This is a genomic window from Pseudomonas sp. URMO17WK12:I12, assembly GCF_000514395.1.
Lineage (GTDB): Bacteria > Pseudomonadota > Gammaproteobacteria > Pseudomonadales > Pseudomonadaceae > Aquipseudomonas > Aquipseudomonas mucoides.
Genome location: NZ_AZVV01000019.1, coordinates 134551 through 149572 on the forward strand (window position 1 = coordinate 134551; position 15022 = coordinate 149572).

Below are 15022 nucleotides of genomic sequence, written 5' to 3' on the forward strand. Positions count from 1 at the left end.
GGTCTTCTCTCGGTTGAAGGCGAGGGGTCAGTGCCGATGCTGGCGGGTCACGCCGGCATCGAATTGCGCGACGATCAGTTGCCAGCCGGTGCTTTCGAGGGCGGCGTCCGTCAGGTCGGTCGGGGCTTGGAGGTCGGTGGCGCGGTGGAGCCAGATGTCCGGTGCCTCGTCGCCAGCGGTCAGGCGCATCAAAAACGAACCGGCCACGGCGGGTGCCTGGCTCTGGCCGAAGTACGCCTTGGCGTCGAGCAATTGCCATTGATGGGCGCCACGACTGACGGAGCTGGCGTCTTGGGCGAAGGGTGCAAAACCTTCCTCGGCGAGGGCTTCAGGTGTTGGCAGGGTTTGCTGTTCCTGTTGCAGCAGGTGAATCTCGTCCAGCGTTACCCGCAGGTCGGCGTAGATCCCTTGCTCGGACGCGCTCAAGTCGCGGCGGGCATCCAGTTGATGGCTGCCGACGCTGCTCACGGCCTGGGACTCGTGGCGCCAGGCAACCACCGAGCCGGCCACCGCCAGAATCATCAGGCACAACAGCAGCACATAAAGGGTTTCATGGCCGGCACCAGCCGGACGGACGACGTATGTGGTGGGCGTACTCATGGGGTTTCGATGTCCGCTTGGTCGATCTCGACGACGTGGCCGGGACCGGCGTCGAACAGCACATAAAATTCCGCGCCGGGTTTCTTGAAGGTCAGCGTGGAATCGGCGCCGAGCTTGCCCGGCACCAGAATGGTTTCGTCGTAGCCGATCACGTCCAGGGTCACGCCCGGTGCGCCGCTGCCGTCGGAGAAGCCGCCGGTGCATTTGATCTGTTCGGCATCGACGGCTTTGCATTCGCACATCGGGTTGTGCGCCAGCGCGCTGGCACTGAATCCGGCGCAGAGCACCAGCAACACAGTTTGAAGTGGGCGAAAAATGCTGATCATGGTTTGCCTCCTTGTTGGTTCAGCCACGCGACGGTGGCCGGCGATGCCTGGCTCAGGGGGAGGGCGGCCTGGTGCATCGCGCCGTCCCAGCCTTCCATGGTGATCCACAGCTCGGCGTCAGCCTTGGTCTTTTCCGGGATCGGCACCATGGCGCCCATGCGATGCGGCGTGCCGAAGAAAATCACCCCGGCGGCCCGCAGGCTGCGCGGTTTGCCGATGCGCAGGTAAGTCGCCTTGACCTGATCGCGGCAGCTGTCGCACAGTGCGGCGGTGAAGTTCTTCATGTGGCCGGCGGGTCCGTCGAGCGTCGGGGCTTCATTGCGCAGTTCGGCCAGGCGCAGGCTCCACGGGCCGACCTGGATTTCCCCTATCTCCCGCTCACCGAGCCCGGTATCTCCGCGAAACAGCGCCTCGTCAGCGAAGTATTTGGGCATGAACCCCAGTGGCACCAACAACAGCAGAACGTTGATATGGAAGCGCCATTTGAGCCAGAAGCGGCGCAGGGTCGAGTCCGGTGTTTGCTTGGCGTGCGCGTTCATTGGCTGACCTCCGTCGCGGCTTGCACCCGTGGCTGTTTGTGGCTGCGCTTGAGAGCGTTGGCGGTGGCGGTGGCGAGGGCGGTGCGTTTGGTCCAGATCAGCAGGCCGCTGAGGACCATCATGCTCAGGATCAAACCGAAGAAGAACCAGATCAGCTTGATCCAGATCCCGCCGAAATCACCGGTGTGCAAGGGGCGCATGGACTCGGTCACCAGCTCCAGGCCGCTGCGGTCCGACAGCAAGCGCGTGGCGGCGACGTCGCCGGTGTATGGGTTGATATCGGCCGTCTGGTACATCAGCGGATACCAACTGCGTCCACCCACCGACAAGTAGCTGTAGGCATTGGCGGGCAGGCTGACGAAGCTGTCTTCCAGGCCGGGAATGCGTTCCTTGGCCTGGGCAATCGCGGTTTCGAGGCTGATCGTCGGTGCAGGGGAGCCATCGCTGCTCACCGGTACGCTTTCACGCGGCACCACCAGGGCCACCGGCGCGGTGGAAATCGAGACCTGGTTATCGAACATGAACGCCTGAATCAGGAACCAAGTGCTGGTGATGGAAATCACCGCAATAAACCAGATCGACCAGATGCCACTGAGGCGATGAAAGTCGCCCCAGAAAATCCGCGCGCCATGACGAATGCGCAGGGTCGGCCGGAAGAAGCCCTTCCAGAACTTTTTGTAGACCACCAGCCCGGTGACCAGCGAGGCCAGCAGCGGCAGGCTCAAGAAGGACACCAGGTACCAGCCCCAGCTGTAGCCATTGGTGAACGGCACCAGCCACCAGCCGTGCAACGCGCGGGTAAACGCCTTGAAATCGAAGGCCGGGGCGGTGCCCTGAATAACGCCGCTGTACGGGTTGACGTACACGGTCACCGAGCGGCCGTCGGGGTAGCTGACGCTGACGTCGAGGGCGAAGTGGGATTCATCGGGGCGGCTGATGGATTCGACCAGCGTGTCCGGTTCGGCCTGTTTGATTGCCGCGATGATCTGGTCATAGCTGAGTAACGGCGCATCGTCCGACGGCTGGCTGGCGCGCATTTGCGGGTTGGCCAGCCAGACGATTTCCTGACTGATCACCGCCAATGTGCCGGTGACACAGACAATCAGCACGAAAAACCAGATCGGTAATGCCAGCCAGCTGTGGACCAGAAACCAGAGTTTGGAACGGGATTTCTTCGACATGATTAAAGGTCTTGTATCGATGAGAGAACCTCTGCTGCGGGCTTCCCAGCGATGAGGTCCATGAAAAGGCCAGCGATGGCTGTTGCGGGCGCACGCCGACTGCATCTCTATAAGACGGATGAGGAACAGAAATCCCGAAGGGGGAGATGAAAGTAAATGTTTCTTATTGGCGAGAAGTTGTTACCGGGGGGATTTGCGATGTTGGGGATGGCCCCATCGCGAGCAAGCGCGCTCCCACAGGATCACCGCTGTACCTGTGGGAGCGAGCTTGCTCGCGATGGGGCCCGATCAGGCGACAAAGCTCTCAACCCTGCTGAAACATCTCCTTCGCCCGCTGCTCAATCTGCGCTTGAGTCAGGTTTTCCTTGCGCGTGGCCAAAAACCACAAATGCCCATACGGATCTTTCAACGTCCCGGAGCGGTCGCCATAAAACTGATCCTTAACCTCGGACACCACCGTGCCACCCGCATCAATCGCCTGTTTATAGGACTTGTCCACATCCGTCACATACAGATGCAGACCCACTGACGGCGACTTGTCCGGGTTGCTCAACGGCCCCTGATCACATGGCGTGCCGAGCATGATCGGGCAGTCGCCGATCCTCAGTTCGGCGTGACCAATGCCGCCATCGGGCATGGCCAGGCGCATGACTTCGATGGCGCCAAAGGCCTTCTTGTAGAACTCGATCGCTTCGGCCGCTTTTTGAATGCCCAGATACGGGGTGATGCTGTGATAACCCTCTGGAATGGGTTTGACGCTCATGATGAATCTCCCTGTTTGTTGTTGTGGGTGGAAAGTGTCCTGCGCCGATTTCCGGCCGAATAAATATAGGTCAGCGTCGTGTTGCCAGCCGAGCACCCGACGAGCAGCCACACTGTTCAGCCAGCAACAGCGCGGCAGCAGATTGCTCGGCTGCATCATCAGAAACGCTGATAAATTCCCGTCACCCCCCCCCCGAAAGCAGGGGGGCTCGGCACAGAAGCTGCAATGGCTCTGTTAAATACAGTTGTAGAGAACTCGCGCTCGGTGAGTCAGGTCAACCTGGCGTTTGTCATTGCCAACGACGCGCTGGAAGCGGGGATCGACACCAACAGCGCGTTGATTGTCGAGAAGGGCAGGAGCCTGTACATCGAATTTCTGGCGGCGCGGCCGGACAACATCAATGATCCGGCCTTGCAGAAACTGGCCAAGGCGTTGAATTCGGATGAGGATCGGCAGTTCATCCTGACCCGCGATAGCCGCGTCGCTATTTCGGACCTGTCCCCAATTCCAGCAGCTGCGCTCCCGGCCCCTGTTCCCCCAGCGCATCGCCAAAATTACGCAACGGACACGCCTCCATCGACAAACACCCACACCCGATGCAGCCATTGAGCTTGTCGCGCAGCAACGTCAGCTGATTGATCCGTTCATCCAGGTCCTGACTCCATTGCGCCGACAACACCTTCCAGTCCGCCGCCGTCGGTGCGCGGTTATCCGGTAGCGATTTCAACGCTTCACCGATCTCCGCCAACGGAATCCCCAGGCGCTGCGCGACTTTGATTAGCGCCACCCGCCGCAACACTTCCCGTGGATAGCGCCGCTGGTTGCCCTGATTGCGCGTGCTGTTGATCAGCCCCTTCGATTCATAAAAGTGCAGCGCCGTGACCGCCACACCGCTGCGGGCGGCCAATTGGCCGACGGTGAGTTCCTTGTGCAGAGTGTCCGGGGTGATCATTTAAAAATCCTGCTTGACCTTTAGTTAACTCGAGGTTTTACCCTGCAGGCCTTCGGATCGCAAGATCCGCCTGACACGTGAGGGGGACTATTCATGCAATCGTCAGAGAACAATCGCAGCTTCACCCAACTGATCGAGTTCGAGATCGAGCCGCATCAGCAGCCTGCACTGGTGTCGGCGTTGTCCCGGCAGACCGAGCGTCTGGCCCGGGATTTCAGTGGTTTTCTGAGTGCCAGCATCCAGGCCAGCGACGACGGCCGGCGGGTGCTCAACTACCTGCAATGGCAAACCCGCGCGGCGGGAGAGGCGGCCTTTCGCAGTTTCGAAAGCGGCGAGCAGGATTTCTGGCAGCTGATCCGCGCGCATCAGGCGAAGACCGTGACGTTCGGCTCGTTCCAGGTGCTGCACAGCCTGGCGCTCAGCCACGACAACGCGCTGCACTGCCGCCTGGTGGGTTAAATCGACAACTGCATCACCCGCTCGCCCTGGACATTCTCCATCACCCGGCGTTTGTTCACGGCCAGTTCGCCGATCTTGATCAGCCGCGTGCGCGTCACGTTTCGGCTCAGGCCCAGCAGGGCAGCGGTGTGCACCTGATTGCGCTTTCTGCAACAAGACGAATGCAGGCCTTCAAGGGCTCACCGGTTATTTGGTAGTTGGAGAAATCGGCTTCGGTGGCGTAGACGCCAATCGGCAAAAAATAAATATTTATAGTTCGTTAATGAATATGTTTTGGCGTACCTGGAGAGTGTTTACCAAAGTCGATAGCCACTATTGAGAGCGTTGATTTCTGCCCGCCAAGCCGCGCGAGTAGCCTGTGTTCATTCCCCCGAACCCAGATGCAGGACGCCAAAAATGAAACCTCTAATCGCCACTTTTCTGCTGCTCGCGGTCTCTGTGCTTGCCGGATGTGCCAGTCATGTTTCACCGGAATTGCGGCCGTACACCGCCGAGGAATCAAAGGAATTGGCGCTAGAGGATTTGAATCGTCGTGGCCTGTCCTTCGAGGAATACCACGCGAAGAAAGCCGCCTTGCTCGGTCAACCGCAAAAGTCGTTCAGCTTCGATAAACAGGGCGAGATGAACGCCGAACGTGCTGTACAGCTTCATGGTCGTCCAAGCTGATCGAAAACTGTACTGCTCGAAGTTTCACGTAACTGTCCATGGGTTTCCGGCAAGGCGTGCGATAGGGTCTTAACACCCGATTGACCCTCATGGACTGCCGCTGATGACGCTTTCACTCGATCTGCTGATGGGCTTGGCCTTGTTTGCGCTCGTCACCTCGATTACTCCCGGCCCCAACAACACCATGTTGCTGGCATCGGGTGTGAACTTCGGCTTTAACCGCACCATCCCGCATATGTTGGGCGTCACCTGTGGTTTCTTTGTCCTGGTGGTCGCCGTCGGGTTCGGCCTCGGTGCCGTGTTTAAAACCTATCCTTTGCTCTATACCGTGCTGCGTTACGTCGGCGCGGCGTATCTGCTGTACCTGGCATGGAAAATCGCCCATTCAGGTCCGGTCTCCGAGAGCGAGAACGGCGAAAGCAAACCCATCACTTACCTGGGCGCAGCGGCGTTCCAATGGGTCAATCCAAAGGCGTGGATCATGGCCATCGGTGCCATCAGCACCTACACGCCGATGCAGGGTTATTTCACCAACGTGATCATCATTGCGGCGGTGTTTGCCTTGATCAACCTGCCGAGCGTCGGTCTCTGGGCCGGGTGCGGCACGTTGTTGCGCAATGTGTTGAAGGACCGCCGCTGGTTGCGCCTGTTCAACTGGGGCATGGCGGCGCTGTTGGTGGCGTCGCTGTATCCGTTACTTCTTGAAAGCTTTAGCTGACGCATTGCTTCAACCGGTTGCCCGATGCCTGTTAAGCTCGACTTCAGGAGCGTTCCTACGCACTTTTAAATGAAGTTGTTCTTCTTTAACGGCTTCCGATCAGGTATTTCTAACGTGCTGAAATATCGGCGCAGCTCACAAGGCTGCGCCTCGACGTTTCCGTCATGAGCTTCCTGATCCCGGAACACGCTCTGCGAGTCTTTTATGAATAAGCGTCCGTTGTATTTCGATTACGCCGCCACCACGCCGGTGGATGAGCGGGTCATCAAGGTCATGGTCGAGTGTCTGGGTTTTACCGGCAATTTCGGCAACCCGGCGTCCAGCTCCCATGCCTATGGTCAGCAAGCCAGGCAATCGGTCGAGCACGCCCGGCAGCAGGTTGCCGAACTGGTTGGCGCCACGGCGCAGCAAATCGTCTGGACCTCCGGCGCCACTGAATCCAACAACCTCGCGCTCAAAGGCGTGGCCCAGGCCCGTGGTGTCAGCGGCGGGCACATCATTACCAGCCAGATCGAACACAAGGCGATTCTCGACACGGCGAAGCAATTGCAGGACGCCGGGGTTGCGGTCACGTACCTGGTGCCTGACGCCGAAGGTTTGATCACGGCGCAAGCAGTCAGCGAAGCGATGCGCGAAGACACCTTTCTGGTGTCGCTGATGCTGGTCAATAACGAACTCGGCACTGTCAATGATATCGCCGCCATCGGCGAAGTCGTGCGTGCTCGCGATGCGTTGTTTCACGTCGACGCCGCTCAAGGCGCGGGCAAGGTGGCCATTGATCTGGCGCGCCTGCCGGTCGACCTGATGTCGTTTTCCGCGCACAAGATCTACGGTCCCAAAGGCATCGGTGCGTTGTACGTCGGCCCGCGCGCGCAGCAACGCTTGCAGGCTCAGATTCACGGCGGTGGTCACGAAGGCGGGTTGCGCTCCGGTACCCTGGCGACTCATCAGATCGCAGCGATGGGCGCGGCCTTCGCCTTGGCCGCCGACCTGTTCGATGACGAGAAAGCCACGATCGTGCGCTTGCGCGAACGGTTGCTTGAGCAGTTGCTGAGCCTTCCCGGTGTTCGCCTCAATGGCAGCCCGGCCCAGCGCATTCCCCACACCCTCAGCCTGACGTTCAGCGAAGGTGAGTTCAATTCTGCGGCGTTGAGCCATTCGATCGCTTTTTCTGCGACGTCGGCCTGTAACTCCGCCAGCAACGCGCCATCCCATGTGCTGCTGGCCCTGGGGCATGACGCCCGCTCGGCGAGTCGCACCATCCGCTTGAGCCTCGGCCGGTTCACCACCGAGCAAGACATCGACCAAGCGGTGCACCTGATCAAAGCGGCCTGCGCCAGTGCCCCGGCATTCTGGCAGTAGCGCCTTAAAGCGCCGACTCAGATCGGCACTCAACAATAAGCTGAAGTGATTAGCAGGAGACACGATGAGTACGCAGCCTTCGATCAATGGATCGGTGCCACAGCGCCTGGCGCAAACCCGCGAACTGATGAGCCGCGAAGGCATTCATGCCTTGCTGGTGCCGTCGGCCGATCCGCACCTGTCGGAATATTTGCCGGGTTACTGGCAGGGACGGCAGTGGTTGTCGGGCTTCCATGGCTCGGTCGGCACACTGATCGTGACCCCGGATTTTGCCGGCGTCTGGGCCGACAGTCGTTACTGGGAGCAAGCGACCAAGGAACTCAAGGGCAGCGGCATCGAATTGGTCAAGCTGCAACCGGGTCAACCTGGCCCGTTGGACTGGCTGGCCGAGCAAACCCCTGAAGGCGGCGTCGTCGCGGTGGACGGTGCAGTGATGGCCGTGGCGTCGGCGCGTACGCTAGGTGGCAAACTCGAAGAGCGCGGTGCCCGCCTGCGGACCGACATCGATCTGTTGAGCGAAGTCTGGAGCGATCGCCCGACATTGCCGAATGAGCCGATCTACCAGCATTTACCGCCGCAGGCGACGGTCAGCCGTGGCGAGAAACTGGCGAAACTGCGCGAAGTGTTGAAAGAACGTGGTGCTGACTGGCATTTCATCGCGACCCTTGATGACATTGCCTGGCTATTTAATCTGCGCGGCGGCGATGTGTCGTTCAATCCGGTGTTTGTATCTTTCGCCTTGATCAGTCAGGAGCAGGCCACCCTGTTCGTCGCTTTGAGCAAAGTCGATACTGAACTGCGTGCGGTGCTCGAACAAGACGGCGTGACCCTGCGCGATTACAGCGAAGTGGCTGCTGCGTTGCGCGCCGTGCCGAGCGGCGCGAGCCTGCAAGTCGATCCGGCGCGCGTCACCGCCGGTTTGCTGGATAACCTCGACAAAGGCGTAAAACTGGTCGAAGGCCTGAACCCGACCACGCTCGCCAAGTCGCAAAAAAGCCTGGCCGATGCCGAGCATATTCGTCAGGCGATGGAACAGGACGGTGCCGCCCTGTGCGAATTCTTCACGTGGCTGGACTCGGCCTTGGGTCGTGAGCGCATCACCGAGCTGACCATCGACGAACACCTCACGGCCGCGCGCACCCGCCGTCCGGGCTACGTGTCGCTGAGCTTCAACACCATTGCTGCGTTCAACGCCAATGGCGCGATGCCGCACTACCACGCGACCGAAGAAGAGCACGCAGTGATCGAGGGCGACGGTCTGCTGCTGATCGACTCCGGCGGTCAGTACCTGGGTGGCACCACCGACATCACGCGAATGGTCCCGGTCGGTACACCCACTGCTGAACAGAAACGCGATTGCACACGCGTCCTCAAAGGCGTGATCGCGCTGTCCCGCGCGCAATTCCCTCGTGGGATTCTGTCGCCATTGCTCGACGCCATCGCTCGCGCGCCGATCTGGGCTGAAAGCGTCGACTACGGTCACGGCACCGGCCATGGCGTTGGCTACTTCCTCAACGTTCACGAAGGTCCGCAGGTCATCGCCTATCAGGCTGCTGCGGCTCCGCAAACGGCGATGCAACCGGGCATGATCACGTCCATCGAGCCGGGCACTTATCGTCCGGGCCGTTGGGGCGTGCGTATCGAGAACCTGGTGCTGAACCGTGAGGCGGGTTCCAGCGAATTTGGTGAATTCCTCAAGTTCGAAACCCTGACACTGTGCCCGATCGACACCCGTTGCCTGGAGCCGTCGCTGCTGACCCTGGAAGAGAAGCAGTGGTTCAACGCCTACCACGCCGAAGTGCGGGAGCGCTTGAGCCCATTGCTCGATGGCGCGGCCCTTGAATGGTTGAACACCCGTACCGCGGCTATTTGACGGGCTGGAGTTCAGGCGCTTGTTTTAGCGCCTGACTCATGTAGTCCACGAAAGCTTTGACCCTGGCGGATTGGCGACGATTCGCCGGGGACACGGCATGAATCGGCAGCGACTGCGCCGTGTAGTCTTGCAAAATCGCCTTCACTCGGCCGGCCTTCAGATCCTCGCTGAATAGCCACACCGGCGACAGCGCAATGCCCAATCCCCCCAGCACCATCTCGCGAATGGCCTCGGAGTTGTTGCTTTGCGCATTACCCCTGATGCGCACTTCGTGGTGTTGGTTGCCTCTTTCGTAATGCCATAGGTTCTGACTGTTCAGCAAATTGAATTGCAGGCAATTGTGCGCGCCGAGTTCTTCCGGGGTGTGCGGCTCGCCGTGTTGCTCAAGGTAGTCAGGCGCTGCAACCGTGATCCGGTGGGTCGTACCGACGTGGCGTGCGAGCAGACCACTGTCGGCCAACTCACCGATTCTGAATGTCACGTCCAGCCCTTCACTGACCAGGTCCTGATTTTGATCGCTGAGTTGCAGGTCGATCTGAACCTGAGGGTGCGCTTTGAGAAACGCAGGGAGTCGCGGCGCAATGTGCAAGCGCCCGAAACTTACGGATGAACCGATTTTCAGGTTGCCGGCGACGGATTCGCGACCTGATCGAAAACGCTGTTCCGCCGCGTCCACGGCGGCCAGGATTTGCCGGCATTCGTTGTAGTAGCGCTGACCTTCATCGGTCAGTGACAGTTGGCGGGTGCTACGGGTAATCAGCTTGGCGCCCAGTCTGATTTCCAGCGCCCTTAATAACTTGCTGATAGTCGGCTGGCTGGTCTGCATCTCCCGGGCAACGGCCGAAAAGCTGCCACGTTCGACGACCCGGACGAACGTGGCCATTGCGTTGAGTGTGTCCACGTGAATTCTCATTGATGCCATATGGGCATGATCACTATAGCGATATAGCGTCTTATCGGTATGAGTGAACTGGAAGAAGATTAATTCCACATCCACTTCTCACGGAATTTGCCGAAATGACTGACTCACTTGAAATGCGCGCTCTGATGGTTGACACGGCCAACGGCCCTTTACGCTTGGTTTCCCTGCCGCGGCCGGTGCCTGGAGCGGGCCAAGTGCTGGTGAGGATCAAGGCCAGCGGGGTGAATCCGCTGGATGCGAAGATTCGTTCGGGGCAGGCGGCTCATGCCCGGCAGCCATTGCCGGCTGTGTTGGGCATGGACCTCGCGGGGACCGTTGAGGCGATAGGAGAGGGCGTCAGTGAGTGGCTGTCGGGCGATGAGGTCTATGCGATGGCGACTGGAATCGGTGGTGCGCAGGGCTCTCTCGCGGAGTTCGCGGTGGTTGATTCGCGGCTTCTGGCGCACAAACCGAAAAATCTGAGCATGCGCGAGGCGGCAGGGTTGCCGTTGGTATTGATCACGGCATGGGAAGGGCTGGTTGATCGGGCGCGGGTTCGGGCTGGTCAAAAAGTGCTGATTCACGGTGGTGCGGGTGGAGTCGGACATGTTGCTGTGCAAATTTCCCGGGCTTTCGGTGCAGAAGTGTTCGCCACGGGTTCAGCGGGTCATAAGGGGCTTATTGAAAGCTTTGGTGCAACGTTCATCGATTATCGTGCGTCGTCGGTGGAGGACTATGTGGCTGAGTTCACTTCGGGGGAGGGCTTCGATGTCGTCTATGACACGGTGGGCGGTGGGGTATTGGATGATTCATTCAAGGCAGTTCGGGTTTATGAAGGGCATGTAGTGAGCTGTCTGGGCTGGGGCCAACACAGCCTTGCGCCGTTGTCGTTTCGTGGGGCGACTTATTCCGGGGTGTTTACGCTGTTGCCGCTGTTGACTGGCAAGGGGTGTGAGCATCACGGGCAGATTCTTCAGGATGCGACGCGGCTGATTGAGGCGGGTCAGTTGAAACCGATGCTCGATCCTCGGCAGTTCACGCTGGAAACTGCCGAGACCGCTCATGAGTTGGTCGTTGCGGGAGGTGCGCAGGGGCGGTTGGTGGTCGAGATTTAACTCAGGGCTTCAACCACGAAGTCCAGCCGATCCTGGCCGAAGAACAACTGATTGTCGACGAACATACTCGGCGCCCCGAAGACACCGCGCTGTACTGCTTTCTCGGTATTGTCCTTAAGGGCGGCTTTAACCTCTTCGTCGGCTGTCAGGGCGAGTACTTCATCGGGGTCAAAGCCGTTTTGTGTCAACACGGCGGCGACGGTGGCCGGGTCATCAAGGCTGCGACCTTCGACCCAGAGGGCCTTGAACAGACAGTCGATAAACGCCAGGAAGCGCTCGGGATGACGTAACTGAATCCCGGTCACCGCACGCATGAGCATCAGGGTGTTGATGGGGAAATGCGGATTGAATTTCAGTGGCACGCCATAGCGTTTTGCATAGCGGTCCAGGTCTTGAAACATGTAGCGGCCCTTGGCCGGAATGACTGCAGGCGAAGCGTTACCGGTGGCCTTGAAGACGCCACCCAGCAGCATCGGTGTGTAAATCAATTGGCTGCCGGTTTGCTCACAGATTTTGGGGAGCTGGGTATAGGCCAGGTAGGTGGCCGGGCTGCCGAGGTCGAAAAAGAACTCCACGGTTTTGCTCATGGTCGGTGCACTCTGTTTATAGTTGTAGAGGGAGGGCTTACCAGCGTTCGCTCCAGGGCCGTAAATCCAGTTCGAACGTCCAGGCGTCCCGTGGCTGGCTGTGCAGATACCAATAGTTCTCGGCGATATGCTCGGGGTTGAGAATGCCGTCTTCATCCTTGGTCGCGTACTTTTCCGGGAAGCTCTCTCGGATGAAATCGGTATCGATAGCACCGTCGACGACGACATGAGCAACATGAATGTTCATGGGGCCGAGTTCACGGGCCATGCTTTGGGCCAAGGCTCGAATGCCATGCTTGGCACCGGCGAATGCTGCGAATCCCGCGGCACCGCGCATACCAGCGGTGGCTCCGGTGAACAGGATGGTGCCCCGTTGGCGTTTGGCCATGCGCTTGGCGACTTCACGAGCATTGAGAAAACCTGAAAAACAGGCCATTTCCCATATCTTGAAATACTTGCGGGCCGTTTCTTCAAGAATGCTGCAGGGCACATTCGCGCCGATATTGAACACAAACGCTTCGATGGGGCCGATCTCGCTTTCGATCTGTTCGACTAACGCTATCACCTCTTCTTCCTTGCGCGCATCGCAGGCAAAACCGTGGGCGTCACCGCCATTGGCTTTGATGGTGTCGACCAGCGGCTGAAGCTTGTCTGCACTGCGGCGGGTGACACAGGCGACGTAGCCTTCTCGGGCAAAACGCTTGGCAATGGCGCCGCCGGTAGCATCCCCCGCGCCGACAACCAGTACGACTTTCTTATTATTCATGGGTTGATCCCTTTGCTAAACGATCGTTAACTAAACGAACGTTATGCTACGATTTGGCACGCGTCAAGGCGATCAATCCTGAGGAGAGGGCAATGCGCTACTCGGCCAGTCACAAGTTGGAAACCAAAGAGAGGCTGCTGGAAAGCAGCGCGGTGTCAGCCAAGAAGTCGGGTTTTGCCACGGTCGGTGTCGACGGATTGATGAAGGCGATTGGTTTGAGCGGCGGGGCGTTCTACAGCCATTTCTCGTCAAAAGACGAACTGTTCGCCTCAATTGTCGAGCGTGAGCTGTGTCAAAGCCTGGAGCGATTAAGCGCCGATCAGGGGCGTGAAAAGCTTGAACGGTGCCTCAAGCACTACCTGAGCATGGCGCATGTCGAACATCCGGAATCCGGCTGTGCATTACCCGCGTTGGGGGCTGAGATCGCTCGTTCGGATGTGCTGGTTCGTCAGCAGGCTGAGCGCTGGATTTGTCAGCTACAGGAGAGTTGGGCGCGCATCCTGGAGAGCGACAGCCTGGCTTGGGCCATTTTGTCGCAATGTATCGGAGCTTTGGTCGTCGCGCGGATGCTGGCGACGCCAGACATCCAGCGTAATGTGTTGAAGTCCAGCTACGATGAGATTGGCCGCCAGATTGCCGGGCGGCAGCAACCTACTTGCAAATGACGATCATGCTGCGGCTGGTGTAGCCGGCGGGGTTGAGGCCGAATGGATAATCGCCTGGTTCTTCCACCGCGTCCCCTGACTTGGCGATGACCTTGTATCCCTTGGGGGCGCACGAGTTGGCTGCGCTGGTGTAGCACTTGTCCCAGGAGGATGAGAGCCCTGAACAGTTGATATGCAGCCCTTTCTTGCCATGCTTGACTGATGTTTTCGAGGTCGCCGCGCAGCCCGCAACTGCAAGCACGGCGATCAATATCAAAATTCGTTTCATTGCTGTCCTTATAGCGTTCCCGGATCTTGCGCCCGGGTCTGGCTGCATTCGCTTTCGCTGAAGCGTTCTGATGTCCCTATCCTGAAAAATCCATGTATGGCACTGGGTTGCGGGCCTAAACATGGCCTAATTGAGCGGCAATTACCAGACCTGCGTCAAATCCTGTCTCAATCTGCCGCAACCGCTGGCTTGGCACTGCTGCCCATGGTCATGGTGGCACCCACGGAAGCCAGAATGATGCACAAGATAGCCATCCACTGTGACAGTGAAAGGTATTCGTGGAGGAACAACAGGCCTGACAACGCGCCAATCGCAGGTTCGATGCTCATCAATGTGCCAAACGTGCGAGCTGGCATTCGGGTGAGCGCGACCATCTCCAGTGTGTAGGGCAGGGCGGTGGAGAGAATGGCTACGCCGATGGCCACGGGGATCAGCGACGGAGTCAGCAGCGCGGCGCCGGCATGGACGATGCCGATAGGGGCTACGAACAATGCAGCAATCATCACGCCCAATGCAGCAGTCTGCACACCATTGTCGGCGCCGGCCTTTTGCCCGAATAGAATGTACAGCGCCCAGCAGACACCCGCGCCCAATGCATAGCCGGCACCTTCAAGATCAATCCCGGCACTTGTCGCTCCTGTAGGGATCAAGAGCAGCAAGCCGATAGCCGCGAGTGCTATCCACAAAAAGTCGATCGCACGGCGTGAAGCATAGATCGCCACAGCCAACGGCCCAGTGAACTCCAGAGCTACGGCAATACCCAAGGGGACGGTGCGTAACGACATATAGAAGAGGAAGTTCATGCCGCCCAGTGCCATGCCATAGATGATGACGGTGCGCAGGGATTTTGCGGTGAGCTTCGCCCGCCATGGCCGTAGCATGAGCAGCATGATCACGCTGGCGAACATCAGGCGCAGGGTAGTGGTTCCTTGAGCACCAATCACCGGAAACATGCTTTTAGCCAGGGATGCTCCGGACTGGATCGAGGCCATGGCTATTATTAACAGGCCTACCGAGAACAAGGTCGAGGCAAGGCTGCGGGGCTGATCATTCATTACGTGGCATCGTCCGAAAAAGGAAGCGAGAGTATTGATGTCGTGCAGTTGGGCAATATAGTGCGCATTCGTGGCCGGCGCGTCTATATATAGCAGCGATTTTGGATTGATCGATAGAAAAACCAAATCAGTGCTTGACGGCAGATTCTGGATGTCTATAATTCGCCCCACTTCCGGCGCAGTCGAAACGGAAAACTCCTTGGTAAACAAAGAGTTACGCAGTTTT

Annotated in this window: 18 protein-coding genes and 3 pseudogenes; 8 read left to right on the forward strand and 13 right to left on the reverse strand. The window is 58.9% G+C overall.

All coding sequences use genetic code 11. From position 1 onward, the window contains the following. Positions 1 to 27: 27 nt before the first annotated feature. The 5 genes from D882_RS0125095 to D882_RS0125115 all read right to left on the reverse strand — a co-directional run bounded on the left by D882_RS0125095 (position 28) and on the right by D882_RS0125115 (position 3409). On the reverse strand, positions 28 to 600 hold the full coding sequence (locus D882_RS0125095) for a DUF6162 family protein (protein ID WP_027925786.1): 573 nt from the start codon (positions 598 to 600) through the stop codon (positions 28 to 30). Next, complete coding sequence (locus D882_RS0125100) at positions 597 to 926, reverse strand: hypothetical protein (RefSeq protein WP_027925787.1); 330 nt, start codon at positions 924 to 926, stop codon at positions 597 to 599. Before D882_RS0125100 ends, D882_RS0125095 begins: the two co-directional genes overlap by 4 nt. Continuing rightward, positions 923 to 1465 carry a hypothetical protein gene (locus D882_RS0125105; protein ID WP_027925788.1) on the reverse strand — a complete coding sequence of 181 codons (543 nt, stop codon included), beginning with the start codon at positions 1463 to 1465 and terminating at the stop codon, positions 923 to 925. The genes D882_RS0125100 and D882_RS0125105 overlap by 4 nt, the downstream gene beginning before the upstream one ends. Then, positions 1462 to 2646, reverse strand: coding sequence for a PepSY domain-containing protein (locus tag D882_RS0125110; RefSeq protein WP_027925789.1), 1185 nt, complete (start codon positions 2644 to 2646; stop codon positions 1462 to 1464). Before D882_RS0125110 ends, D882_RS0125105 begins: the two co-directional genes overlap by 4 nt. Before the next feature lie 304 nt (positions 2647 to 2950). Continuing rightward, positions 2951 to 3409, reverse strand: a complete 459-nt coding sequence (locus tag D882_RS0125115; RefSeq protein WP_027925790.1) for a VOC family protein — start codon at positions 3407 to 3409, stop codon at positions 2951 to 2953. A 255-nt stretch (positions 3410 to 3664) separates the two neighbouring features. Between D882_RS0125115 and D882_RS1000000132355 the strand changes: the two are divergent. After that, positions 3665 to 3880, forward strand: a pseudogene (locus D882_RS1000000132355) (MetQ/NlpA family ABC transporter substrate-binding protein); the annotation flags it as partial. 13 nt (positions 3881 to 3893) lie between these two features. On the opposite strand, the gene soxR reads toward D882_RS1000000132355, so the two are convergent. Continuing rightward, positions 3894 to 4361, reverse strand: a complete 468-nt coding sequence (soxR, locus tag D882_RS0125120) for a redox-sensitive transcriptional activator SoxR (protein ID WP_027925791.1) — start codon at positions 4359 to 4361, stop codon at positions 3894 to 3896. Positions 4362 to 4454: 93 nt separating this feature from the next. Between soxR and D882_RS0125125 the strand changes: the two genes are divergently transcribed. Continuing rightward, positions 4455 to 4820 carry an antibiotic biosynthesis monooxygenase gene (locus D882_RS0125125; RefSeq protein ID WP_027925792.1) on the forward strand — a complete coding sequence of 122 codons (366 nt, stop codon included), beginning with the start codon at positions 4455 to 4457 and terminating at the stop codon, positions 4818 to 4820. Here the strand turns inward: D882_RS0125125 and D882_RS1000000132750 are convergent. Next, positions 4817 to 4960: pseudogene (locus D882_RS1000000132750) on the reverse strand (sigma-54-dependent Fis family transcriptional regulator); the annotation flags it as partial. The gene D882_RS0125125 and the pseudogene D882_RS1000000132750 overlap by 4 nt on opposite strands. Further along, positions 4927 to 5058, reverse strand: a pseudogene (locus tag D882_RS1000000133285) (hypothetical protein); the annotation flags it as partial. The pseudogenes D882_RS1000000132750 and D882_RS1000000133285, both read right to left, overlap by 34 nt. A gap of 158 nt (positions 5059 to 5216) precedes the next feature. Here D882_RS1000000133285 and D882_RS0125135 point away from each other — a divergent pair. From D882_RS0125135 to D882_RS0125150, 4 genes are all read left to right on the forward strand, one after another. After that, positions 5217 to 5486 carry a hypothetical protein gene (locus D882_RS0125135; RefSeq protein WP_027925793.1) on the forward strand — a complete coding sequence of 90 codons (270 nt, stop codon included), beginning with the start codon at positions 5217 to 5219 and terminating at the stop codon, positions 5484 to 5486. 103 nt (positions 5487 to 5589) lie between these two features. Next, positions 5590 to 6204, forward strand: a complete 615-nt coding sequence (locus D882_RS0125140) for a LysE family translocator (protein ID WP_027925794.1) — start codon at positions 5590 to 5592, stop codon at positions 6202 to 6204. Between the two features lie 204 nt (positions 6205 to 6408). Next, complete coding sequence (locus D882_RS0125145) at positions 6409 to 7566, forward strand: aminotransferase class V-fold PLP-dependent enzyme (protein ID WP_027925795.1); 1158 nt, start codon at positions 6409 to 6411, stop codon at positions 7564 to 7566. A 64-nt stretch (positions 7567 to 7630) separates the two neighbouring features. After that, positions 7631 to 9439, forward strand: a complete 1809-nt coding sequence (locus D882_RS0125150) for an aminopeptidase P family protein (RefSeq protein ID WP_027925796.1) — start codon at positions 7631 to 7633, stop codon at positions 9437 to 9439. Here D882_RS0125150 and D882_RS0125155 read toward each other — a convergent pair. Further along, positions 9432 to 10352 carry a LysR family transcriptional regulator gene (locus D882_RS0125155; protein WP_172825933.1) on the reverse strand — a complete coding sequence of 307 codons (921 nt, stop codon included), beginning with the start codon at positions 10350 to 10352 and terminating at the stop codon, positions 9432 to 9434. The genes D882_RS0125150 and D882_RS0125155 overlap by 8 nt on opposite strands. A 104-nt stretch (positions 10353 to 10456) precedes the next feature. Between D882_RS0125155 and D882_RS0125160 the strand changes: the two genes are divergently transcribed. Next, positions 10457 to 11455, forward strand: a complete 999-nt coding sequence (locus tag D882_RS0125160; RefSeq protein WP_027925798.1) for a zinc-dependent alcohol dehydrogenase family protein — start codon at positions 10457 to 10459, stop codon at positions 11453 to 11455. Here the strand turns inward: D882_RS0125160 and D882_RS0125165 are convergent. Then, on the reverse strand, positions 11452 to 12042 hold the full coding sequence (locus D882_RS0125165) for a 2-hydroxychromene-2-carboxylate isomerase (protein ID WP_027925799.1): 591 nt from the start codon (positions 12040 to 12042) through the stop codon (positions 11452 to 11454). The genes D882_RS0125160 and D882_RS0125165 overlap by 4 nt on opposite strands. 37 nt (positions 12043 to 12079) lie before the next feature. After that, entirely contained in the window at positions 12080 to 12808 is a 729-nt protein-coding gene (locus D882_RS0125170) for an SDR family oxidoreductase (protein ID WP_027925800.1), read from the reverse strand. A gap of 92 nt (positions 12809 to 12900) precedes the next feature. Between D882_RS0125170 and D882_RS0125175 the strand changes: the two genes are divergently transcribed. Next, positions 12901 to 13473 (forward strand): TetR/AcrR family transcriptional regulator, encoded by a 573-nt coding sequence (locus D882_RS0125175; protein ID WP_027925801.1) that lies wholly within the window; start codon positions 12901 to 12903, stop codon positions 13471 to 13473. On the opposite strand, the gene D882_RS0125180 is transcribed toward D882_RS0125175, so the two are convergent. Together D882_RS0125180 and rhtA are read right to left on the reverse strand one after the other, a co-directional pair. After that, positions 13460 to 13741, reverse strand: a complete 282-nt coding sequence (locus D882_RS0125180; RefSeq protein ID WP_027925802.1) for a hypothetical protein — start codon at positions 13739 to 13741, stop codon at positions 13460 to 13462. The genes D882_RS0125175 and D882_RS0125180 overlap by 14 nt on opposite strands. A 167-nt stretch (positions 13742 to 13908) precedes the next feature. Continuing rightward, positions 13909 to 14796 (reverse strand): threonine/homoserine exporter RhtA, encoded by an 888-nt coding sequence (rhtA, locus tag D882_RS0125185; RefSeq protein WP_027925803.1) that lies wholly within the window; start codon positions 14794 to 14796, stop codon positions 13909 to 13911. Positions 14797 to 15022 lie beyond the last annotated feature (226 nt).